This is a genomic window from Microbacterium sp. AC215 (genome assembly GCF_979258645.1).
The window spans coordinates 1,592,757-1,612,763 of sequence record NZ_OZ409869.1 but is presented as its reverse complement, the minus strand read 5'-3'; the positions used below and the strand labels follow the sequence as shown (position 1 = coordinate 1,612,763).

20 protein-coding genes are annotated in these 20,007 nt (G+C 68.7%); 11 read left to right on the top strand and 9 right to left on the bottom strand.

Going from position 1 to position 20,007, the window contains the following annotated elements; genetic code table 11:
* Positions 1-35: 35 nt before the first annotated feature.
* Together ACZZZF_RS08005 and ACZZZF_RS08000 are read right to left on the bottom strand one after the other, a co-directional pair.
* On the bottom strand, positions 36-434 hold the full coding sequence (locus tag ACZZZF_RS08005; RefSeq protein ID WP_053098823.1) for a DUF1801 domain-containing protein: 399 nt from the start codon (positions 432-434) through the stop codon (positions 36-38).
* A 40-nt stretch (positions 435-474) separates the two neighbouring features.
* The gene (locus ACZZZF_RS08000) at positions 475-1,485 is read right to left on the bottom strand and encodes an FUSC family protein (protein WP_463497880.1); all 1,011 of its coding nucleotides are present in this window, start codon (positions 1,483-1,485) and stop codon (positions 475-477) included.
* Positions 1,486-1,573: 88 nt separating this feature from the next.
* Here ACZZZF_RS08000 and ACZZZF_RS07995 point away from each other — a divergent pair, with 88 nt between their 5' ends.
* Both ACZZZF_RS07995 and ACZZZF_RS07990 read left to right on the top strand, forming a co-directional pair.
* Positions 1,574-2,917, top strand: a complete 1,344-nt coding sequence (locus ACZZZF_RS07995) for a M20/M25/M40 family metallo-hydrolase (protein ID WP_463499928.1) — start codon at positions 1,574-1,576, stop codon at positions 2,915-2,917.
* Between the two features lie 58 nt (positions 2,918-2,975).
* Positions 2,976-4,430 (top strand): MFS transporter, encoded by a 1,455-nt coding sequence (locus ACZZZF_RS07990; protein WP_463497879.1) that lies wholly within the window; start codon positions 2,976-2,978, stop codon positions 4,428-4,430.
* A gap of 24 nt (positions 4,431-4,454) precedes the next feature.
* On the opposite strand, the gene ACZZZF_RS07985 is transcribed toward ACZZZF_RS07990, so the two are convergent.
* The 3 genes from ACZZZF_RS07985 to ACZZZF_RS07975 form a co-directional block, all read right to left on the bottom strand.
* Positions 4,455-4,712, bottom strand: a complete 258-nt coding sequence (locus ACZZZF_RS07985) for a hypothetical protein (RefSeq protein WP_072592217.1) — start codon at positions 4,710-4,712, stop codon at positions 4,455-4,457.
* 147 nt (positions 4,713-4,859) lie between these two features.
* Positions 4,860-5,264, bottom strand: a complete 405-nt coding sequence (locus tag ACZZZF_RS07980; protein WP_056277047.1) for a VOC family protein — start codon at positions 5,262-5,264, stop codon at positions 4,860-4,862.
* A gap of 33 nt (positions 5,265-5,297) precedes the next feature.
* Complete coding sequence (locus tag ACZZZF_RS07975) at positions 5,298-6,065, bottom strand: siderophore-interacting protein (RefSeq protein WP_072590780.1); 768 nt, start codon at positions 6,063-6,065, stop codon at positions 5,298-5,300.
* Positions 6,066-6,167: 102 nt separating this feature from the next.
* On the opposite strand from ACZZZF_RS07975, the gene ACZZZF_RS07970 reads away from it, so the two are divergent.
* From ACZZZF_RS07970 to ACZZZF_RS07955, 4 genes are read left to right on the top strand one after another with little or no spacing between them, the layout of a single operon-like run.
* Complete coding sequence (locus tag ACZZZF_RS07970) at positions 6,168-7,160, top strand: siderophore ABC transporter substrate-binding protein (RefSeq protein ID WP_463497877.1); 993 nt, start codon at positions 6,168-6,170, stop codon at positions 7,158-7,160.
* A gap of 52 nt (positions 7,161-7,212) precedes the next feature.
* On the top strand, positions 7,213-8,211 hold the full coding sequence (locus tag ACZZZF_RS07965; protein ID WP_056277730.1) for an iron chelate uptake ABC transporter family permease subunit: 999 nt from the start codon (positions 7,213-7,215) through the stop codon (positions 8,209-8,211).
* On the top strand, positions 8,204-9,229 hold the full coding sequence (locus ACZZZF_RS07960; protein ID WP_463497875.1) for an iron chelate uptake ABC transporter family permease subunit: 1,026 nt from the start codon (positions 8,204-8,206) through the stop codon (positions 9,227-9,229). Before ACZZZF_RS07965 ends, ACZZZF_RS07960 begins: the two co-directional genes overlap by 8 nt.
* Positions 9,226-9,981, top strand: a complete 756-nt coding sequence (locus ACZZZF_RS07955; protein WP_463497873.1) for an iron ABC transporter ATP-binding protein — start codon at positions 9,226-9,228, stop codon at positions 9,979-9,981. Before ACZZZF_RS07960 ends, ACZZZF_RS07955 begins: the two co-directional genes overlap by 4 nt.
* Positions 9,982-9,984: 3 nt before the next feature.
* On the opposite strand, the gene ACZZZF_RS07950 is transcribed toward ACZZZF_RS07955, so the two are convergent.
* The 3 genes from ACZZZF_RS07950 to ACZZZF_RS07940 are packed head-to-tail and all read right to left on the bottom strand — an operon-like array spanning position 9,985 to position 11,913.
* Positions 9,985-10,182, bottom strand: coding sequence for a hypothetical protein (locus ACZZZF_RS07950; RefSeq protein WP_053098832.1), 198 nt, complete (start codon positions 10,180-10,182; stop codon positions 9,985-9,987).
* Positions 10,183-10,220: 38 nt separating this feature from the next.
* Entirely contained in the window at positions 10,221-11,180 is a 960-nt protein-coding gene (locus ACZZZF_RS07945; RefSeq protein WP_463497871.1) for a DNA-3-methyladenine glycosylase family protein, read from the bottom strand.
* 34 nt (positions 11,181-11,214) lie between these two features.
* Positions 11,215-11,913 (bottom strand): winged helix-turn-helix domain-containing protein, encoded by a 699-nt coding sequence (locus ACZZZF_RS07940; RefSeq protein WP_463497869.1) that lies wholly within the window; start codon positions 11,911-11,913, stop codon positions 11,215-11,217.
* A gap of 328 nt (positions 11,914-12,241) precedes the next feature.
* Between ACZZZF_RS07940 and ACZZZF_RS07935 the strand changes: the two genes are divergently transcribed.
* The 4 genes from ACZZZF_RS07935 (at position 12,242) to ACZZZF_RS07920 (ending at position 18,461) form a co-directional block, all read left to right on the top strand.
* A complete protein-coding gene (locus ACZZZF_RS07935; RefSeq protein ID WP_053099389.1) occupies positions 12,242-12,550 on the top strand; it encodes a GNAT family N-acetyltransferase in 309 nt (102 codons plus the stop codon).
* A gap of 153 nt (positions 12,551-12,703) precedes the next feature.
* Positions 12,704-14,149 carry an MFS transporter gene (locus ACZZZF_RS07930; protein ID WP_447647429.1) on the top strand — a complete coding sequence of 482 codons (1,446 nt, stop codon included), beginning with the start codon at positions 12,704-12,706 and terminating at the stop codon, positions 14,147-14,149.
* 109 nt (positions 14,150-14,258) lie between these two features.
* Positions 14,259-15,413 carry an exonuclease SbcCD subunit D gene (locus ACZZZF_RS07925; protein WP_053098836.1) on the top strand — a complete coding sequence of 385 codons (1,155 nt, stop codon included), beginning with the start codon at positions 14,259-14,261 and terminating at the stop codon, positions 15,411-15,413.
* 51 nt (positions 15,414-15,464) lie between these two features.
* Complete coding sequence (locus ACZZZF_RS07920) at positions 15,465-18,461, top strand: AAA family ATPase (protein ID WP_463497867.1); 2,997 nt, start codon at positions 15,465-15,467, stop codon at positions 18,459-18,461.
* A gap of 26 nt (positions 18,462-18,487) precedes the next feature.
* Here the strand turns inward: ACZZZF_RS07920 and ACZZZF_RS07915 are convergent, their stop codons facing one another.
* Complete coding sequence (locus ACZZZF_RS07915) at positions 18,488-19,045, bottom strand: phosphorylase family protein (RefSeq protein WP_072590787.1); 558 nt, start codon at positions 19,043-19,045, stop codon at positions 18,488-18,490.
* Between the two features lie 112 nt (positions 19,046-19,157).
* Here ACZZZF_RS07915 and nadE point away from each other — a divergent pair, with 112 nt between their 5' ends.
* A complete protein-coding gene (gene nadE / locus ACZZZF_RS07910) occupies positions 19,158-19,976 on the top strand; it encodes an ammonia-dependent NAD(+) synthetase (RefSeq protein ID WP_463497865.1) in 819 nt (272 codons plus the stop codon).
* The last annotated feature ends 31 nt before the right edge of the window (positions 19,977-20,007 follow it).

Genomic DNA, 20,007 nt, shown 5'->3' with positions numbered 1-20,007 from the left:
ACCGCGCACCGTCTCGCGGTGTTCCCGAGCCGCGATCAGAACGAGGTGCGCTTGACGAGGCCCCGGTTCGTGCGGATGTGCTCGTAGTCCCATTGCACGACCCGCGACTCCGACAGCCAGACGGCGAGCCGGTCGGTGTCGATCTCCGAGGCGGAGGTGAATCTCTTCTCGGCGGCCTCGAAGGATCCTGAGGCGACGAGTCCGGGCTCTGCGAACGACTGGCCGCTCCAGAACATCAGTCGGACGGCATCCTTCAAGCGGTCGTATCCGACGATCGGATTGCCGTCGAGGAACCAGACCGGGTGCGCGTGCCAGACCTTGGCGGCGGCGTCGGGGAGTGCTCGGTCGATCTCGTCCGCGAGGAGGTCGCAGATCAGCCGATCCTCCGAGCTGAGCCTGCGGTGGTAGTCGGCGATCTCAGGCGCACGGGTCATGCTGCGAGTATGGCGCGTGCGACGGCAGACGTCGAGAGAGTCACGCGGAAGACGTGGTCGCGCGCGGATGCAGCAAGCCGGAGATCGCACCCAGAGCAGCTCCGACGAGGGTGTCGACGATCCTCTCCCCGGCGACGTCCATCGAACCGATCTCGCCCGTCGCTGCGCCCGTCAGCAGAAGCACCAGAGGGGTGATGAAGACGAGCGCGAGAGCGTAGTGCCTGACGACGACGAGCTCGATCGTGAACTGCAGCGCGCCCAGCAGCAGCGCGAGCCACAGCCCCGACGGATGCAGCAGCGCGAGCAGGGCGTACACGCCGGCCCCGACCACGGTTCCGAGCATGCGATGGAGTCCGCGCTGGACGGCGGCGCGACGGGCGGCGGCCACGCCGATCACCGCCACCGCCGACCCCACGATCCAGTACGTCCGGGTGGGGTCGATCACCAGTCCCAGCAGGACGCCGATGACGGCGACGATCGCGACCCGGATCACGAGCATGCGCGAATCGGGGGTGAATGCGGGGCCCGGGAGCAGCTCGCTCAGCGGCCGAGCGGAGATCGAGCGCGCTCGAGGACGCAGAAGCGGCGCCATCGCGACCAGATAGGAGAACACGCAGCCGGCCGCGAGTGCCCCGAGGTAGGTCAGCGGTGCCAGGGGCGAGCTCGCCACGACGTGCGCCGACAGACCGAACACCAGCACGAAGAAGAGCGGTCCGGGCGGTCCGAGCCGGAACCCGAACGCCAGGGCCGCGCTGACGACCGCGACCACCACGACGCCGATGCTCACGAGCCAGGCGTTGGCGGAGACAACCACTCCGAGAGCGGCGCTGACGATGAGGCCCGCGGCGACGAACGGCAGGATCCTCGCCCGATCGATCACCGGTGCCGTCCCGGCGAAGAGGACCGTGAACGCGCCCGAGGCCGCGACGTAGCCGAGCGACGGCTCGCCGAGCACGGTCATGACCGCTATCGGCACCGCGATGCCCAGCGCCGCTTGGGTGGCGAGATGCCAGCGCGGACCGCGCTTGGGTGCCAGGGCGAACAGGCTCATCCCTCCATTGTCTCGCGGCGCCGGCGCCGAGCAGGACGGACGTCGACCGGAGTACGGCGAGCCGGCGGGAATCGTCCCCGGCGATACGATGGCCGACGTGACGGAACCTCGACCGGGAATCGCCGAACGGCTTTCGCAGATGATCCAGCTGCCGACCGTGTCGGCCGAGGTCGAGGAGCGCGGAACCGAGCCGTTCGAGTCGTTCGTCGCTCTGATCGCGCAGCTCTACCCGCTCGTCCACGAGCATCTCGCACTCGAACGGCACACCGATTTCGGGCTGCTCTTCCACTGGACGGGCAGGGACGCCGGCGCTGCGGGGCCGGTCGTGCTGATGGCGCATTATGACGTCGTCCCCGTCGACGAGAGCGACGCATGGACGCATCCCCCGTTCGAGGGCGTCATCGCCGACGGAGTCGTCTACGGTCGTGGTGCTCTCGATGACAAGGGTCCGCTGATCGTCGTGCTCGAGGCGATCGAGAACCTGCTCGCCGACGGGTTCACCCCCGCACGGGACGTCTACCTGTCGTTCGGGGGCAATGAGGAGACCTTCGGTCGAGCAGCCGAGGAGATCGCCCGCGTCCTGCGCGATCGCGGCATCATCCCGTGGCTCGTGGTGGACGAGGGTGGCGCCGTCGTGGATGCGCCGCTGCCCTTCGTTCCGGGACGGGCGGCGATGATCGGCGTGGGGGAGAAGGGCGTCATGACGCTCACGCTCTCGGCGCGTGGTGAGGGCGGTCACGCCTCGGCACCGCCCGCTCTCACAGCGGTCCGGCGCGTGGCGAGGGCCGTCGATCGGCTCGGCCCCCGCACGTTCCGACCGCGTCCGTCGAAGGCGATCGGACGGATGCTGTCGCAGCTCGGAGCTCAGACTCCCGGTCCGGCAGGGCATCTGCTCAGGCTGCTCGGTTCGGCCCCGCCGGTCACCGGCCGGCTGTTCGCCGCGCTCGGCGGCGAGCCCGCAGCACTCGTGCGCACAACGGTGGCTCCGACCATGCAGTCGGGCGGCACTGCCGCGAACGTCCTGCCGTCGCAGGCCTCGGCGACGGTCAACCTGCGCATCGCGCTGGGTGAGACGACGCAGCAGACGGTGCTGCGGGTGCGTCGGCGCATCCGGGATCCGCTCATCACCGTATCCGTCGAGGAGGCGAGCGAGCCGTCGCCCGAGTCCGCGACCGACAACGCCCAGTTCACGCTGCTCGCCGACGCTCTCGCCGTCTCTCACCCGGGAGTCCCCGCGGTCCCGTACGTGATGATGGCGGCGACGGACTCCCGCCACTTCCACCGTTTCGCCCCCGCCGTCTACCGCTTCGCGCCGCTCGAGATGTCGAACGCACAGCGGGCGTCGATCCACGGCGTCGATGAGAACGTCGAGATCGTCGCGCTCGAGCGGGGGGAGCGGTTCCATCGGGCGCTCCTCGAGCGGCTAGGGTGATCTCACCCCTCCGCGGGCGCTTCGGTGCCCGATCCAGTCCTTTCACCGAGGAGCCGCGATGACGCGCACCCGAACTCTGGGAACCCTCGCCACCGTCGTCGGCTTCCTCGCCTTCGTCGAGTTCACCAGCGGCGTGCTGCAGGGCTACTACACGCCCATGCTCACGGACATCGCGCGGCACCTCGGCATCCACGACGCCGATGTCAACTGGCTCGAGGGCACGCAGCTCATGCTGTCGGCTCTGGTGGTGCCCGCTTTCGCGAAGCTCGGCGACATGGTCGGCCACAAGCGGATGCTGCTCATCTCGACGGCGCTCACCGCCGCGGCGGCGCTCGTCCTGCCCTTCACCGATTCGTTCCCGGTGTTCCTGATCGGCTGGACGCTGATGGGGTTCTACGTCGTCTGGCTGCCGCTCGAGATCGCGCTCATCTGGTCGCGCTCTCGTCGCATGGAGGGGCGTTCGTCGATCACGGCGAAGGCCGCGGGACTCCTCGTCGCGGCGCTCGAAGGCGGCGCGATCATCGGTGCGCTCGTGGGCGGAGCCCTGATCGATGTCCTGCCCCTGACGGTGGTGCTGCTCATCCCCGCCGTGCTCATCGTCGTGTGCTTCTTCGTGATCCTGTTCGGGGTGAAGGAGTCTCCCGATCCGACCGGCGGTGTCTTCGACACTGTCGGCGTCGTGCTGATCTCGCTCGCCCTGATCTGCTTCACCGGGGGTCTCAGCCTGCTCCGTCTCGAGGGCGGACTCGTCAACCCCTGGTCCTGGGCCGTCGTCGTCCTCGGCCTTCTGCTCGTCATCCCGTTCGTGCTCTGGGAACTGCGCTGCGACGACCCGCTCATCGACGTGCGCATGTTCCGCTCGCCGGCACTCGGCCCGGTCTTCCTCACCGCCGGCCTGTTCGGGGTGAGCGTGCTGGGTGCACAGGCGCCGCTGTCGACGTTCGCCCGCACCGACCCCGGTGTCTACGGCTACGGGCTCGGAACCACGGGTTTCGCGACGTCCCTGATCATCGGGCTCTACCTGATCGCGATGATCGCGGGAGCCCTGCTGTTCCCGCTCATCGCTCGTCTGCTGACTCCGCGGATCACCCTGATGGGCGCATCTCTGCTCGTCGGCATCGGCTTCCTGCTGTTCCTTCCGTTCCACGATTCGTACGTGCAGGTGGTGACCAACATGGTCATCGTCGGCCTCGGCTCGGGTGCTCTCGTGGCCGCCCTTCCCGCGGCTGCGGCATCGGCGGCTCCGGCGACCCAGACGGGCGTCGCGACAGGCCTCACGAACTCGGTCAAGACCGTGGGCGGCGCGATCGCCTCGTGCATCTTCGGGATCGCGCTCCTCAACGGCGTGAGCGGGGCGGTCGAAGGCACTGCGGGATCGTTCGCCGGGTACATCACCGTGTGGGTGGTCTGCGGTGTGACCGCGCTGATCGCCGCCGCGATCCTCGTCTTCGTTCCGAAAGAGGCCTTCACCGACCGCACGGATGCCGAGGCCGTCGCCGCACCCGTGGTCTGAGCTGCGGGCGGCCGGCTGCCGGTGTCAGTCGCGGTCGAGGCCGAATGAGCGCTTGACGACGGCCTGCATGTCGCGGTCGAGTCCGTCGATCCGCGTGTTCACGGCATCGAAGCGGGCGTTCATCTCGCCCCGAAGTCCGCCGATCTGTGCGTTCATCTCCCCGCGCAGCCCGCCGATCTCGGTGCGCACCACGCGGATGAACAACGTCGAGACGACCGTGAGCATGCCGAACATGAGCGCGGTGAAGCACCCGATCATGGTCCAGATCTGAGCGTCGTTCATGAGGTGCACCGTGTCATCCTCGCATCGTTCCAGACGAGGAATCGGAAGAGGCGTCGCTGTATACCGCCATCCCGAGCAGTGGGAGGAACTCGTGTTCCGGCCTCGGTGTGCAGGAGAGCCGGGCTCACGCGCCGCAGAGCTCGCGCGTCACTCGGATTCGCGCGGCGGGTTGTGCATGAACTCGATCCGGATGCCGTCGGCATCCTCCACGAACGAGGCGTAGTAGCGCTCCGTGTATCGCGGATATTCCTTGGGCTCGCGCACGGCCGACCATCCCGCATCGCGCGCGACGGCGTGAAGGCGGTCGACCTCGTCTCGCGTCGGCACAGAGAAAGCGATGTGCTGCCATCCCACGCGGCCGTGACGATGGGGGCCGGATTCCTCATCCCAGGCGTACAGGATGATCTCGGTCTCGTCGCCGTTGTGCCACGAGATCGAGTGGTCGTCCTCGCCGCCGCTCTGATAGCCGAGGGCCGTCAGCACGGGATGGAACTGCGCGCGACCGCGCTCCAGCTCATTGACGGTGATGCCCAGGTGATCCAGAAGAGCCATGCGTCCAGTCTTCCAGTCGGCGCCCGGATCGCACTAGTGCGGAGCGTGGTACTCCGCTTCGCCCCGCTTCCAATAGCCCTTGACCACCGCGTTCGCGGAGTCGACGCCCCACCGGCTGAGCAGCGCGCGCCCGGGCTTCACGACCGACTGCTCGGCGGCGATGAACACGAACGGGTCGTCGCCGACCGAATCGTCGGCGGTCAGGCGGTTGAGGAATGCGATGAGGGCGGAGCCTTCGGCGGCGTCGCCACGGTGCAGCCATTCCACGTCGACCGGGGTGTCGATCTCGATCTCCCGGCCGACGGAGGCCGTCTCGATCACGATGCGGGCGGGCACCCCGGCGGGTATCGACGAGGCGAAGCGTCGGATCGCCGGGATGGCGGTCTCGTCTCCGACGAGAAGCCAGGATCCGGGGCTGCCGCTGAGCACGGCCGAACCGCGGGGGCCACCGACTCCGATCGATGCACCCAGCGGAGCGGTCGCGGCCCACGGGGCGCCGACCCCTGCGTCGCCGTGCACCGCGAACTCGACGTCGAGCCAGTCGTCGCCCCAGGCGAGAGGTGTGTACTCGCGACTCGGCGCCTCCCGCATCTGCTCGAGGGACTCCACGGGACCGGACGGGAAGAAGAGGCGCATGTGGTCGTCGGAGCCGGGAGAGTCGAAGCCCTCGAGGTCACTGCCACTGAGTCGGACACGCACGTAGCCAGGGGCCAGCCATTCCCGGGCGGTCAGCGTGACGGTGCGGAAGCGCAGATCGAGGCCGCGGCGCTCGATGGAGAAGCGGGATTTCGTATCGCTCATAAAGTAAGGCTAACCTATCTTGGAGGTGGAGTTAGGGCATCCTAAGTCCGCCGTTCCCGCGCCGTTTCCGCGCACTCATCACCGCAGAACAGGAGTCTCTCCATGTCCATGCCCAGAATCCTCACCGCTACGAGCGTCGGTCTCGTCGGCCTCCTCACCCTCGCCGGCTGCGCCTCCGGCTCCGACGCCGAGCCGCAGGGGACCGCAGCCGCAGCGGACTCGGTCACCGTCGAGGACAACAGCGGATCGCACGAGATCGCCACGCCCCCTGCATCCGTCGTCGCACTGGACAACCGCACGTTCCAGACCCTCTCCGACTGGGGAGTCGAGCTCTCGGCCGGCGCTGTCGCGCTCATGCCGGACACCGTGTCGTACCTCGACGACGAGTCGATCGTCGACATCGGCCTGCACAGCGAGCCCGACCTCGAGGCGATCGTCGCCGTCGAACCCGACCTCATCATCAGCGGCCAGCGATTCACCCAGCACAACGAGGCGATCGCCGAGCTCGTGCCGGACGCCACGATCATCGACCTCGAGCCGCGCGAGGGCGAGCCCTTCGACGAGGAGCTCAAGCGTCAGACCACCGTCCTCGGCGAGATCTTCGGCAAGCAGGACGAGGCGCAGGCGCTCGTCGACGATTTCGACGCGGCCGTCGAGCGGGCCAAGGCCGCATACGACGACGCCGACACCGTCATGGCGGTGAACACCTCCGGCGGCGAGATCGGGTACCTCGCGCCGACCGTCGGGCGCTCGCTCGGACCGATCTACGACATCCTCGGTCTGACGCCGGCGCTCGAGGTCGATGACGCCTCCGACGACCACCAGGGCGACGACATCTCTGTCGAGGCGATCGCCTCCTCCAACCCCGACTGGCTTCTCGTGCTCGACCGCGATGCGGTCTTCGCCGCCGAGACCCCCGACTACGTGCAGGCGTCCGAGATCCTCGAGAGCTCGGAGGCGCTCTCCGGCGTCACCGCCGTCGCTGACGAGCAGATCGTCTACATGCCCACGGACACCTACCTGAACGAGGGCATCCAGACGTACACCACGTTCCTCGAGGACCTCGCCGACGCGCTCGAGGCCGCGCAGAAGTAGGGCCGACCGGCGGCATCCGCTCCGAGCGGATGCCGCCGTCCGGCGTCGCATGATGACCCGCACCCACACCCGCACCGCATCCATCGAGTCGCCCCGTTCCGTCGGGCGGCTCTTCGACGTGAAGCTGCTCGTCGGCATCCTCGTCGTCGTCGCACTCCTCGTCGTGTCGCTCTTCACGGGCGTATACGACATCGCGGGGGCCGCGGACGGCGCGGAGATGTTCCAGATCACCCGCGTGCCGCGCACGATCGCTCTCGTCCTCGCGGGAGCCGCCATGGCGATGGCCGGACTCGTGATGCAGCTCCTCACCCAGAACCGCTTCGTCGAACCCACGACCACCGGCACGACCGAGTGGGCAGGGCTCGGTCTGCTGACCGTCATGGTGCTGGTGCCGAACCCGTCGATCCCGTTGAGGATGACGGGCGCCATCATCGCCGCCTTCATCGGCACGATGGTCTTCTTCGCGTTCCTGCGCCGCGTCTCCCTCCGGTCGTCGCTCATCGTCCCGATCGTCGGGATCATGCTCGGTGCCGTCGTCGGATCGGTGTCGACGTACTTCGCGCTCGTCACCGACTCGCTGCAGGCGATCGGCGTCTGGTTCGCCGGCAGCTTCACGTCGGTGCTCCGCGGGCAGTACGAGATGCTCTGGATCGTGGCGGTCGTCGGGGTCGTCGTCTTCATCGTGGCGGACCGCCTCACGATCGCCGGACTGGGGGAGGAGATCGCCACCAACGTCGGCGTCGACTACAACCGCGTGATCCTGCTCGGGACCGTGCTGATCGCCGTCACCACCGGAGTCGTCACGGTCGTCGTCGGCAACCTCCCGTTCCTCGGACTGATCGTGCCCAACATCGTCTCGATGGTCCGAGGAGACGACCTGCGCAGCAACCTGCCGTGGGTGTGTCTGCTGGGCATCGCGATCGTCACGGTCTGCGACATCATCGGCCGCACGATCATCATGCCGTTCGAGGTCCCGGTCTCGCTGATCCTCGGGATCGTCGGCGCGATCGTCTTCATCCTCCTCCTGCTGAGGCAGCGTCGTCGTGGCTAGCGCACTCGCGGTCGATGCCCGCACCTCCGGATCCTTCACATCCGCGCGTGCGCGCCGTCGCTACGCCCTGGTGCTGGGCGTCCTCATCGTCCTCTCCGCGGCCCTCGCCTTCGCCCTGCTCGCCTGGGACAACCCCATGCCGATCGGATCGCCTGGGTTCTGGCGCATCGCGAAGCTCCGCGTGACGAATGTGACCGTGATGGCAGTGGTCGCGGTGGCGCAGGCGATTGCGACCGTGAGCTTTCAGACGGTCACGAACAACCGCATCATCACGCCGTCGATCATGGGGTTCGAATCGCTCTATCGGGTGGTGCAGACGACTACGGTCTACCTGTTCGGCGTCGCAGGGCTCGTCGCGATCCAGGGCGTCTGGCAGTTCGGCTTGCAGGTCGTCATCATGGTGGGTCTCGCGATGGCGCTCTACGGATGGCTGCTGTCGGGGCGCTACGGAAACCTCCAGATCATGCTCCTGATCGGGATCATCATCGGCGGCGGACTCGGGGCGATATCGACCTTCATGCAGCGGCTGCTCACACCGAGCGAGTTCGACGTGCTGGCGGCTCGCCTGTTCGGCAACGTCTCCAACGCGGACGCGTCCTACCTGCCGCTCGCGATCCCGCTGTGCGTCGCCGCGTCCGCGCTGCTGTGGCTGCGGGCACGGCGGCTGAATCTCCTCGCGCTCGGACCCGACGTGTCGCGCTCGCTCGGACTCGACCACAAGCGCGAGCTCTACGCCGTGCTCTTCCTTGTCGCCGTGCTGATGGCGACCTCCACCGCGCTGGTGGGCCCGATGACGTTCCTCGGCTTCCTCGTCGCGACCCTCGCGTACCAGTTCGCCGATACATACGACCACCGGCTCATCTTCCCGGTGGCGGTGCTCACCGCCTTCACGATCCTCGCCGGGGCGTACTTCGTCATGAAGAACGTCTTCTACGCGCAGGGCATGGTGTCGATCCTCATCGAACTCGTCGGAGGAACCGTGTTCCTCGTCGTCATCCTCAGAAAGGGCAGGCTGTGATCACACTCGACGGCGTCCGCCGCGACTACAGCGACCAGGTCGCGATCGGCCCTGTGGACCTCCGGATCCCCTCCGGCGGCATCACGGCACTGATCGGTCCGAACGGCGCGGGAAAGTCGACTCTGCTGACGATGATCGGCCGGCTCGGCGGCATGGACGCCGGAGCGATCGAGATCGCCGGATACGACGTGGCGACCACGAAGTCGAAGGATCTCGCCAAGATCGTCTCGGTGCTGCGGCAGGAGAACCACTTCGTCACCCGTCTCACCGTGCGCCAGCTGGTGGGCTTCGGGCGCTTCCCGCATTCGAAGGGCCGGCTGACGCGCGCCGACGAGGAGCTCATCAGCAGAGCGATCGACTTCCTCGATCTCGGGGACCTCGAAGGTCGATACCTGGACGAGCTCTCCGGCGGCCAGCGACAGCGAGCCTACGTCGCCATGGTCCTGGCGCAGGACACCGAGTTCGTTCTGCTCGACGAGCCACTCAACAACCTCGACATGAAGCACGCCGTGCAGATGATGAAGCACCTGCGCCGGGCGTCGGAGGAGCTGGGGCGCACGATCGTCATCGTGCTGCATGACGTCAACTTCGCGGGGCACTACGCCGACCACATCTGCGCCATGAAGGACGGAGCCGTCATCGAGTTCGGGGCGCCCGCCGAGATCATGACCGGCGACGTGCTCACCCGGGTGTTCGATACGCCCGTGCGGGTGGTCGAGGGGCCGTCCGGTCCGTTGGCGGTCTACTACTGACGCTCAGAGCTCGACGCCGTGGTCCTCGTCGTTGACGCCGGTGTTGTGGCCGCGCCGGGACTCGTAGCCGATGAACCAGCCGAGCCAGACGATCGCGGCGAGCAGGATGCCGAGCCAGACGTTCTGGAAGATCAGGCCGATCACGACACCGACGATGAGCAGCCCTGCCGTGACGGAGAAGCGGAGTGCGTTGCGGGACATGGCCTCAGCCTAGGGGCGATCCGCGCCGTGCGGCAGGGTCAGCGACTCCGATGATCTTCGGGGGAGAGCCGCGGCCCACGACGGGGTTCGCTCACCCTGCTCGCGAAGATGAGGCGGATCACTCGCTGCCGGTGGCCGGCCCACGGGGCGAGCAGCTCGAGCATCCCGTCGTCATCCGTGCGGTGGCCCGTGAGGGCATAGCCGACCTGATGGGCCAGGTGGTAGTCCCCGACGCTCACGGCGTCAGGATCGCCGAGGGCTCTGATGCGGGTCTCGGCCGAGGTCCAGATGCCGACGCCCGGCAAGCTCGTCAGCACGCGATCGCGCTCCTCGCCGGCGGGGGCGGCCAGAAGTGCGCGCGAGACGCTCTCAGCGCGCTCGGCGGCGCGCACGACGGTCTTCGACTGCGGCGGCTGCACCGCGACCCGGTGCCAGTCCCACGACGGGATGCGGCGCCACTGCGCGGCGGTGGGGGCGGTGTACATCGGCCTCGGGGTGGGACCGGGTGCGCGCTCGCCGAACTTCGTGACGAGCTGTCTCCATGCGCGGAACGCCTCGAGGCCGGTCACCTTCTGCTCGATGATCGCGCACGCGAGAGCGTCGAACACGACGCCCGTGCGAGCCAGGCGGATGCCGACCGACCGGCGTGCGACGTCGGCGATCAGCGGATGATGGGAGGGATCGAAGCCGGTGGGGTCGTCGTTCGCGCCGCACAGCTCCGGGACGCTGTCGAGCGCGTGCTCCGCTCCGTCGCCCCACGCCGTGGCGATGATCTCGTCGCCGCGGGCGCGCAGCGCGAGTGCGGCAGGACCGAGCGGCGTTCGCAGCGTGCGCCAGATCACCGGGCCGTCGAACACCATGGTCGGGTCGCCGGGCCCCCGTCGCAGCATGCCCACCGTCGCGCGGAGATCGAGGGGTGCGGCCGGCCGATACACGGTCTCGCGCGGCGCGCCGCGGGAGGCCGCATCGGCGGCTCCGGCATCCGCGGTCAGGGTCATGCGCCCACCATACGTGGCGGGGCTGACACTCGGATCAGAAGCGGTCGGGCGAGGGCGTTCCGTGGCCGTAGCGGATGACGACGTCGGCGTGCCGGTCGAAGCGGTAGCCGATGCCGCGCACGGTGCGGACGATGTCCTCGTAGCGGCCGAGCTTCGCGCGCAGACGCCGCACGTGCACGTCGATCGTGCGCTCGCCGGGAGTCTCGTCGTCCTGCGCCTGCCAGAGCGCGGAGACCAGCTCGCTGCGCTCGATCGTCCGTCCTTCACGGAGCACGAGGTACTGCAGCAGCTCGAACTCCTTGTAGGTGAACGCCGCGGACTCGCCGTCGATCAGCACGCGCTTGCGCGAGATGTCGACCACGACGCCGCCTTCTTCGTCGGTCGCCTCCTCTTCGGCAGCGGCCTTGGTGCGTGCGATCGCACCCGGCTCGTGCAGTGCGAGACGGACGACGTCGAGGTCGCGGCCGCCGGAGCCGTGCGGGGCCAGGGCGACGGTGGCGTGCGTCTCGGCACCCGGTGCGAGCTCGGCGAGGGTGCGGCGCAGAGCGTCGACCAGGAGCGGGAGGCTGACGCCGGCTTCGGCCGCCTTGATCTCGTCGAGACCGACGTAGAGGGCGAATCCTCGCGGCGAGCGGACGGCGGGAAGATCTGCATCGAGCGGTGCGGCGGGCTCCGACGAGACGGTGCGGACGGCGGTGGCGGCGGGACGCTCGAGAAGTGCGGTGTTCGACATGATGATGTAGTCCTCAGGACGTGAGCCGGAAGAAGGCTCTGATGCGTTGCATGAATGACCGGGCGAGCCGGGAAGCGAGCACGGGGTGGGTGCTCGGAGACCAGTCCTCGCAGATCGCGAGAAGTCAGGTCAGACGGAGTGGCTGTTCGTTCAGCGACACATTCGGCAACACATGCCAACGGGACCGGGCATCATCATCCCGGCAGTCCTGTTCGCCTCCTGGGCGGACAAAGGGCTTGCGTTGGTAGTCATGGGGGGATTATGTCGGAAGAAGTCCGCGCGTGTCAAAACGGCCGCCGGTCGGGGAGCGAGGCGTAACGTGGAGAAGGTGACCACTTCGACCCTCGCTGCCGGCTTCATCCTCACTGATGAGAAGGACGCCTCGCGGTACACGCTGACGCGCGACGGACAGCTCGTCAGCGTGCTCGACTATCGCGACGACGGGAACACGATCGCCCTGACGCGAGCCTTCACCATCCCGACTTTCCGCGGCCACGGCTACGCGGGCGTCGTCGTGGAGGGAGCGGTCGCCGAGATCGAGGAGCGCGGAGATCGCAAGGTCGACGCCGTGTGCTGGTATGTCGCCGACTGGTTCCAGGCGCATCCCGAGCACGCGTCTCTGCTGCGCTCGCGCTGACGCATCGACGTGTGACGCTGTGTTACGCGGCGTCATTCCTCCGGTAATATGGATGCTCTGCTCAGCCCCGTCGGCTGAGGTGGTCAGGCGCTGACGCGCGCTGGTCCGAGGCTCGAAACCTCCGGCATCGTCCCCGACACCGGAGGTTCTTCCATGTCATCGTCCCTGCGCGCCCGCCCCCAGACACGGTGGTGGGCGCTCGTCGTCATCTCCCTCACGCAGCTGATCGTCGTCCTCGACGGCACCATCGTCAGCATCGCCCTGCCGCAGGCGCAGGCATCACTGGGTCTGAGCGATGGCCAGCGTCAGTGGGTGGTCACGGCCTACGCCCTCGCCTTCGGCGCGCTGCTTCTGCTCGGAGGACGCATCGCCGACTACCTCGGTCGCAAGCGCACCTTCATGATCGGGATGGTGGGCTTCGGCGCGGCATCCCTGTTCGGCGGCCTCGCGCAGTCCGGCTGGGAGCTGATCCTCGCGCGCGGCCTCCAGGGGGTCTTCGCCGCGCTCCTCGCTCCCGCCGCCCTCGCTCTCCTCACCGTGACCTTCCCCTCCGGGAAGGAGCGCAACACGGCGTTCGCCGTCTTCGGGACGGTCGCAGGAACAGGAGCGGCCGTCGGTCTGCTCCTGGGCGGATTCCTCACGGAGTTCACCGATTGGCGCTGGTGCCTGCTCGTCAACCTGTTCTTCGTCGCGATCGGACTGATCGGCGGAGCGCTCTTCCTGACGGAGAGCAGGGCGGACGGCGACAACCGCTACGACGTCTGGGGCGCGATCACCGTGACCCTCGGTCTCGGCTCCCTCGTCTACGGGTTCAGCCTCGCCGAGAACGGCTGGGGCGACCCGCTCACCATCACCTTCCTCGCGCTCGGAGTCGTGCTGCTCGCCGCGTTCGTCTGGGTCGAGAGCCGCGTGGCCCAGCCGCTCCTTCCGCTGCGGGTCGTCGCGGACCGGGTCAGGGGTGGTGCGTTCCTGATCCAGGGCGTGGCCGGAGCGATCATGATCGGCGCGACGCTCTACCTGACCTTCCACCTGCAGTTCGTGCTCGGGATGGGCGCGCTTCAGGCGGGCGCGGCGACCCTGCCGCTGCCGATCGCCACGATGATCATCGCCCCGATCGCGACCAAGCTGCTCGGAGTGATCGGACCGCGGCCGATGATGATCGTCGGACCGCTCATCGCCGCGGCGGGTCTGTTCCTGTTGTCGGGCATCACCCCGGACGGCGCCTACCTGGTGCAGATCGCCCCGGCGCTCGTGCTGCTCGGCGTCGGCATGGGCTTCGTCTTCATCCCGCTGCAGAACCTCGCTCTCACCGGAGTGGCTCCGCACGACGCGGGCATCGCGTCGGCAGTCGCCAACTCGGCCATGCAGATCGGCGGATCGATCGGCCTGTCGGTGTTCACAGCCGTGTACGCCGCGTCGGTCGGAGGGCACGCCCAGGCGGATCTCGACCCCGGGCAGCTGACCGACGCTTACGGCTGGGTCTTCATCGTCGCGTCGATCCTCATGCTCGTCGCCGCCGTGATCGCCGCGGTGATGGTGCGGGGCACGAAGGACGAGCTGATGCCGGCGCAGCCGGGACTGGCCGTCGCTGCGCACTGACGTCGTCGTGGCGTCCTCTCTCGGCCGGATCGCGGAGATCTCGATGCGGGGAACGGGCGCCACGGCACGCCTCGGACCGAATGTCGGTGGGGGTTCGTAGCGTGTGAGTATGCGAATCCTGCACACCTCCGACTGGCACATCGGCCGCACCTTCCATGGCAACTCGACCATGGACGCGCTGGCCGAGGTGCTCGGGGCGCTCACGGCGCAGGTTCGCGACCACGCGGTCGACGTCGTCATCGTCGCCGGCGACGTGTTCGACTCGGCGACCCCCGCCGGCCCCGCGTACACGCTTCTCGGTGACGCTCTTGTGGCGCTGCACGAGACGGGGGCCCGTGTGATCGTCACGAGCGGCAACCACGACTCCGCCGCGCGGCTGGGGTTCCAGGCGCGACTGCTGCGTGACGGCATCCATGTGCTGACCGACCCCCTCGCGATCGGCACTCCGGTGACACTGACAGACGCCGACGGCCCCGTGCACTTCTTCGGCATCCCCTACCTCGAGCCCGCCATCGTCCGACAGCACTGGAACGGGGCCGAACTGCGCACGCAGGCGCAGACGCTGGCGCACGCCATGGACCTCGTACGGGTCGGTATGAATGAACACCCCGGTCGGTCCGTTGCGATCGCCCACTGCTTCTCCGCCGGGGTCGACGCCACGGTGGGCCTCGAGCGCGAGGTCCGGCAGGGCGGTCTCGACGTCGTGCCGCTGACCGTGTTCGACGGTCCCGACTACGTCGCCCTCGGTCACATCCACGGGCGCCAGCAGATCAGCGAGCGCGTGCGCTACTCGGGCGCCCCCCTGCATTACAGCTTCGGCGAGCAGAACAAGCCGCGCGGGTCCTGGCTGGTCGAGCTCGACGCGACCGGACTGGCATCGGTCGAGTGGCTCGAGCTCCCCGTGCCTCGCCGTCTCGTCACGCTCACGGGCACCCTCGAGGAGATCCTGTCGACCGAGAACGTCGCCGCCCACGCGGAGGACTGGGTCTGCGCGGTCTACACCGACGCGCTCGCCCAGACAGAGCCGATGCGCCGACTCCGTGAGCGGTATCCGCACTGCGCGATGGTGCAGCATCAGCCGTCCCAGACCTCGGAGACGATCGAGCGGTCGTACGTCGAGAGATTGCAGGGTGCCGTGACCGATCCTGAACGGATCGAGGCCTTCCTCGAGCACGTCCGCTCAGGACACGGGGCGACCGAGCGCGAGGCCGAGCTGATCCGCGAGGTGCTCGATGACCGCGTTCGTGCAGAAGCCCTCGTCTAGTCCGGTGGCCGCTCGACGCGAAGACTCTCCGACAGCGAAGGAGGCGCTCTGATGCAGCTGCACCTCCTCGAGGTCGAGGGCTTCGGGCCGTTCCGCGATCGTCAGGTCGTCGACTTCGACGCCTTCGCAGACGACGGCATCTTCCTGATCGCCGGTCGCACGGGAGCAGGCAAATCCAGCATCCTCGATGCGGTCTGCTTCGCTCTCTACGGTGGGGTGCCACGGTACGAGGGTGGCGAGAAGCGACTGCGCAGCGACCACTGCGAGCCCGACGACGTCACCGAGGTTGTCGTCGAGTTCAGCACTCCGGCCGGCCGATACCGGGTCACACGTTCGCCCGAGTACGAGCGGCCCAAGAAGCGTGGCGGCGGGATGACGGTGCAGTCGGCAGCCGTGCAGCTCGACACCCTGATCGGCGGCGAGTGGATCGGACTCGCTGCGAAGGAGCGCGAGGCAGCCTACGAACTCGACGAGATCCTGCAGCTCAGCCGTGAGCAGTTCCTGCAGGTGATCCTGCTCGCGCAGAACCGCTTCTCGGAGTTCCTGCTCGCCGGAAGCCGTGAGCGGCAGGCACTGCTGCGGCGGCTGTTCGGCACCGAGCGGTTCGAGGACGTGCAGACACGTTTCGACGAGCGACGCAAGGCGGCGGAGCGGTCACTCGGAGCCCGTCTCGCCACCGTGTCAGCCCGCCTCGACGAAGGCGAGCGACTGGTCGACAACGCCGACCTCGGGCATGACAGCGACGCGCAGGGAGGCGACACCGCTTCGAGTGAGGCGGAGTCCCTCGTGATGACGACGGACGAGCGTCTCGACCGTCTGCGTCGCGCTCAGGCTCGAGCGGACTACCGCGCCGAGCGTCGCGCGGCGGAGCGTGTCGACGCCGAGAAGGAGTCGGATGCCGCGGATGCGGCGCTCGCGACGCTGCGAGACGAGCAGAGGGCGCAGATCGAGCGCGATCGCGCCAGGGCAGCGCTCGATCGTCTCGAGGCCGAGGAGCATCGGATCGCGGACGCGCGGACGGAACTGTACGAGGCTCGGACTGCTGAGCTTCTTCGGGGCCCGATCACGGCCGCGGCGACGGCGTCTTCTGCGCTCGATGCGTCGATCGAAGCCGAGAAGCGCGCACGCGCCGTGTGGGCGGCTCACGACATCGTCACGGACGATCTCGCGGAATGGGCGGCTGAACGCACCAGGCAGACGGGCGCGTGGCAGAGGGCGGCGGAACTGGAGGGTTCCGCATCCGCTCTCGACGCCGAGCTCACCGCGGCCGCGGATGCCGTGGCGGCGGCGACCGCGCGGATCGAGGCCGCGGAGGCCGATCGCGTCGCTCTTCCGGGACAGCTCGAACAGCTCACTCTGGACCGCGACGCCGCGAGGCAGCGTGCCGATCGCGTCGCGGATCTGGCTGCAGCGCGAGATGGTGCCGCCGTGCGGCATGCCGCGGCGCTCGAGGCGGAACGCCTCCGTGTCGCGCACGGCGGAGCGGAGCGAGAGCTCGCTGAGGCCAGCGCCGCGCTCGCCGCGGCCCAGACGGCGCTGGCTCAGCTCAGACAGCGCCGCCTCGACGGCATCGCGGGAGAGCTGGCGGCTTCCCTGCAGGACGACGAAGCGTGTCCGGTATGCGGATCCCCCGAGCATCCCGCTCCCGCCGTGCACACGGATCCGGTGTCCGCCGACGACGTCGACGAAGCCGAGACCGAGCGCGACATCATCGCCGGGCGTGAGCGGGACGCCGCCGAGCACGTGTCCTCGCTGCGTGCGGATCTCGCCGCCGCAGTCACCCGGGCCGACGGCCGAGCAGCCGATGAGGCTGCCACAGAGTTGCACGACGCGACCGCCGCACACGCGGAAAGCGTCGAGGCCTCGCACGAGCGGACGATGCTCGAACAGCGGCGCGACGCCCTGATCGAACGCATCCGGCGGCTCGAGATCGATCGCGAACGTGACACCGCCGCGCTGGCCGCAGCCCGCGAGGAGCACTCGCTCGTGGCTCAGCGCATGGCCGAGGCGCGTCAGGCGATCGCCGACGCGAAAGGACCGTTCGACTCCGTGGCAGCGCGGCTCGCTGCGACGCTCGATGAAGTTCAGGCTGCTCTCGCGCTGGTCGAGGCGTCGGCCGAACGTGAGCGCAGAGCAGAGGCGGCGACCGCGGCGATGCTCGAGCGGGACGCCGCACTCGCCGCCTCCGAGTTTCCCGACGTGGCCGCTGTCGAGCGGGCGCTGCGCTCCGCCGCTTCCCAGGCGGCGCTCGAGAGCCGGATCACGCAGCATGCCGTGCTCAGAGAGAAGGAGCGCGCGATCCTCCTCGACCTCGAACTGCGCACGCTGCCCGAGGAGCCGATCGATCTCGATCCCGCCGAGCTGAGGTCCCTCGCCGCTCGGCAGCGCTGGTCGGCAGCGGTCGACGAAGCCGGGCGAGCTGCCGCCGTGGCGGAGCAGCTCGCGGCACTCATCGAGGCCGCCGCCGCCGAGCACGCGCGCACCGCGGAGGACGCCGCCGAGTACGAAGTCCTGCAGAACCTGGCCGACACCATCGCCGGGCGCGGTGCGAACACGCGCAAGATGACCCTCGAGACGTTCGTGCTGGCCGCGGAGCTCGAGGAGATCGTCGAGGCGGCCAATCGACGCCTCGGTGACATGTCGACCGGGCGCTACCAACTGCGTCACTCCGACGCGCTCGCCGCGCGCGGCGCGGCATCCGGGCTCGGGATCGTCGTGTTCGACGCATTCACCGGCCAGACAAGGCCAGCGCAGTCCCTGTCAGGCGGCGAGACGTTCCTGAGTTCGCTCGCCCTCGCTCTCGGACTAGCCGAGGTGGTCACGGCGCGAGCCGGCGGCATCCGTCTCGACACCCTCTTCATCGACGAGGGGTTCGGATCCCTCGACGGCGACACGCTCGACGTCGCTATGCGCACCCTCGACGAGCTCCGACAGGGCGGTCGGACCGTCGGGGTGATCAGCCACGTCGAGGCGATGCAGGAGCAGATCCCCGCGCAGCTCTCCGTACGCGCGACGCCGAACGGGCCGAGCGTCATCGAGACGCGCTGAGACCCCGCACCGGCGCGGTGCCCGTCTCAGACGCCGTACTCCCGACGGATCACCTCGCGCAGCTGCACGCTGCAGCGGGCGATCGCCTCGCGGAAGTCGACGAGCGCACCGTCCTCGGCTCGATCGGAGATCGCACGGAAAGCACGGATCGGCACCCCGAACTTCCCGGCGACCCAGATGTACGCATAGGTCTCCATGTCGACCAGTCCCGCACCGGACGGCCGGATGACGGCCGTGATCCCCGCATCGCCGACGAAGCTGTCTCCGGTCGCGATCAGCACACCCTCACGGCCCGTCGACACGCGCGCCGGCAGGGAGACGTGCTGCCCTGCGACACCGTCGAGGTCGAACACGTCATGCTGCAGCGCGCTGCCGATCTCGTGGACCGTCGCCTCGAGTTCAGGGTCGATCCCACCGGCGGTGCCGACGACCACGACCTCGGAGTACTCCTTGGCGTCGAGCGCACGGGTCAGGGCGTAGACGGCCTGCATCTTGCCCTCGCCGGTCACGAGCTGGTCGAATCCCTCGAGCTCCTCCGGGAACGCTGCGAGTTCGGAGGCCATGGCTGCGACGAGAAGTTTCACTCCGCCATCCTCTCAGGTGCATCGGCCGCCGCGGAGTCACGCGCGTGCGATCCACGTCATCTCGATGTAACACTGGAGGAGGATACTGACGTCGGGTAGACCGGAGGAACACATGACCCTGCAGCAGCAGATCTCTGAAGCGCTCGGCGTGAGGGCCGAGATCGACCCCGAGATCGAGGTGGAGCGCCGCGTGCAGTTCCTCGTCGACTACCTGCGCACCACCGGCGCGAAAGGTTTCGTGCTCGGCATCTCGGGCGGTCAGGACTCGACACTCGCCGGTCGTCTGGCGCAGCTCGCCGTCGAGCGGGTGCGAGCAGAGGGCGAGGAGGCGAAGTTCCTCGCCGTCCGGCTGCCGTACCGCATCCAGAAGGACGCGGCGGATGCCCAGGCAGCACTCGAGTTCATCGAGCCGGATGCGTCGGTCGAGGTGAACATCCAGAACGGCGTCGACGGCGTCGAGGAGGACATCGAGTTCGCCGTCACGAGCGACATCAGCGACTTCAATCGCGGCAACATCAAGGCGCGAGTGCGCATGGTGACGCAATACGCGCTGGCCGGCCACGACGGTCTGCTCGTGATCGGCACCGACCACGCGGCTGAGGCCGTGACGGGCTTCTACACGAAGTTCGGCGACGGGGCCGCCGACATCCTCCCGCTCTCCGGACTCACCAAGAGGCAGGGGCGTTCGCTTCTCCTGCTCCTCGACGCTCCCGACCAGCTCGCCTACAAGGTGCCCACCGCCGATCTGCTCGACGGTCAGCCCGGTCGCGCCGATGAGGACGAGCTCGGACTCACCTACGAGCAGATCGACGACTTCCTCGAAGGGCGCCAGGTCGACCCGGAGGTCGCCGGGCGCATCGAGTCGCGCTATCTCGCCACCCAGCACAAGCGCAACCTGCCGGTCACGCCCGACGACTCCTGGTGGCGCTGAGCGGCCCATCGTGATCCCGTGTCGGATGCCG

Excerpts from the sequence above, each read along its gene's own strand:
- ACZZZF_RS07975 (WP_072590780.1), bottom strand. The coding sequence starts at position 6,065 with ATGAGCGATACGAAATCCCGCTTCTCCATCGAGCGCCGCGGCCTCGAT.
- ACZZZF_RS07990 (WP_463497879.1), top strand. The coding sequence starts at position 2,976 with ATGACGCGCACCCGAACTCTGGGAACCCTCGCCACCGTCGTCGGCTTC.
- nadE (WP_463497865.1), top strand. The coding sequence starts at position 19,158 with ATGACCCTGCAGCAGCAGATCTCTGAAGCGCTCGGCGTGAGGGCCGAG.
- ACZZZF_RS07985 (WP_072592217.1), bottom strand. The coding sequence starts at position 4,712 with ATGAACGACGCTCAGATCTGGACCATGATCGGGTGCTTCACCGCGCTC.
- ACZZZF_RS07980 (WP_056277047.1), bottom strand. The coding sequence starts at position 5,264 with ATGGCTCTTCTGGATCACCTGGGCATCACCGTCAATGAGCTGGAGCGC.
- ACZZZF_RS08005 (WP_053098823.1), bottom strand. The coding sequence starts at position 434 with ATGACCCGTGCGCCTGAGATCGCCGACTACCACCGCAGGCTCAGCTCG.
- ACZZZF_RS07930 (WP_447647429.1), top strand. The coding sequence starts at position 12,704 with ATGTCATCGTCCCTGCGCGCCCGCCCCCAGACACGGTGGTGGGCGCTC.
- ACZZZF_RS07950 (WP_053098832.1), bottom strand. The coding sequence starts at position 10,182 with ATGTCCCGCAACGCACTCCGCTTCTCCGTCACGGCAGGGCTGCTCATC.
- ACZZZF_RS07925 (WP_053098836.1), top strand. The coding sequence starts at position 14,259 with ATGCGAATCCTGCACACCTCCGACTGGCACATCGGCCGCACCTTCCAT.
- ACZZZF_RS07995 (WP_463499928.1), top strand. The coding sequence starts at position 1,574 with ATGGCCGACGTGACGGAACCTCGACCGGGAATCGCCGAACGGCTTTCG.
- ACZZZF_RS07945 (WP_463497871.1), bottom strand. The coding sequence starts at position 11,180 with ATGACCCTGACCGCGGATGCCGGAGCCGCCGATGCGGCCTCCCGCGGC.
- ACZZZF_RS07965 (WP_056277730.1), top strand. The coding sequence starts at position 7,213 with ATGACCCGCACCCACACCCGCACCGCATCCATCGAGTCGCCCCGTTCC.
- ACZZZF_RS07940 (WP_463497869.1), bottom strand. The coding sequence starts at position 11,913 with ATGTCGAACACCGCACTTCTCGAGCGTCCCGCCGCCACCGCCGTCCGC.
- ACZZZF_RS08000 (WP_463497880.1), bottom strand. The coding sequence starts at position 1,485 with ATGAGCCTGTTCGCCCTGGCACCCAAGCGCGGTCCGCGCTGGCATCTC.
- ACZZZF_RS07920 (WP_463497867.1), top strand. The coding sequence starts at position 15,465 with ATGCAGCTGCACCTCCTCGAGGTCGAGGGCTTCGGGCCGTTCCGCGAT.
- ACZZZF_RS07970 (WP_463497877.1), top strand. The coding sequence starts at position 6,168 with ATGTCCATGCCCAGAATCCTCACCGCTACGAGCGTCGGTCTCGTCGGC.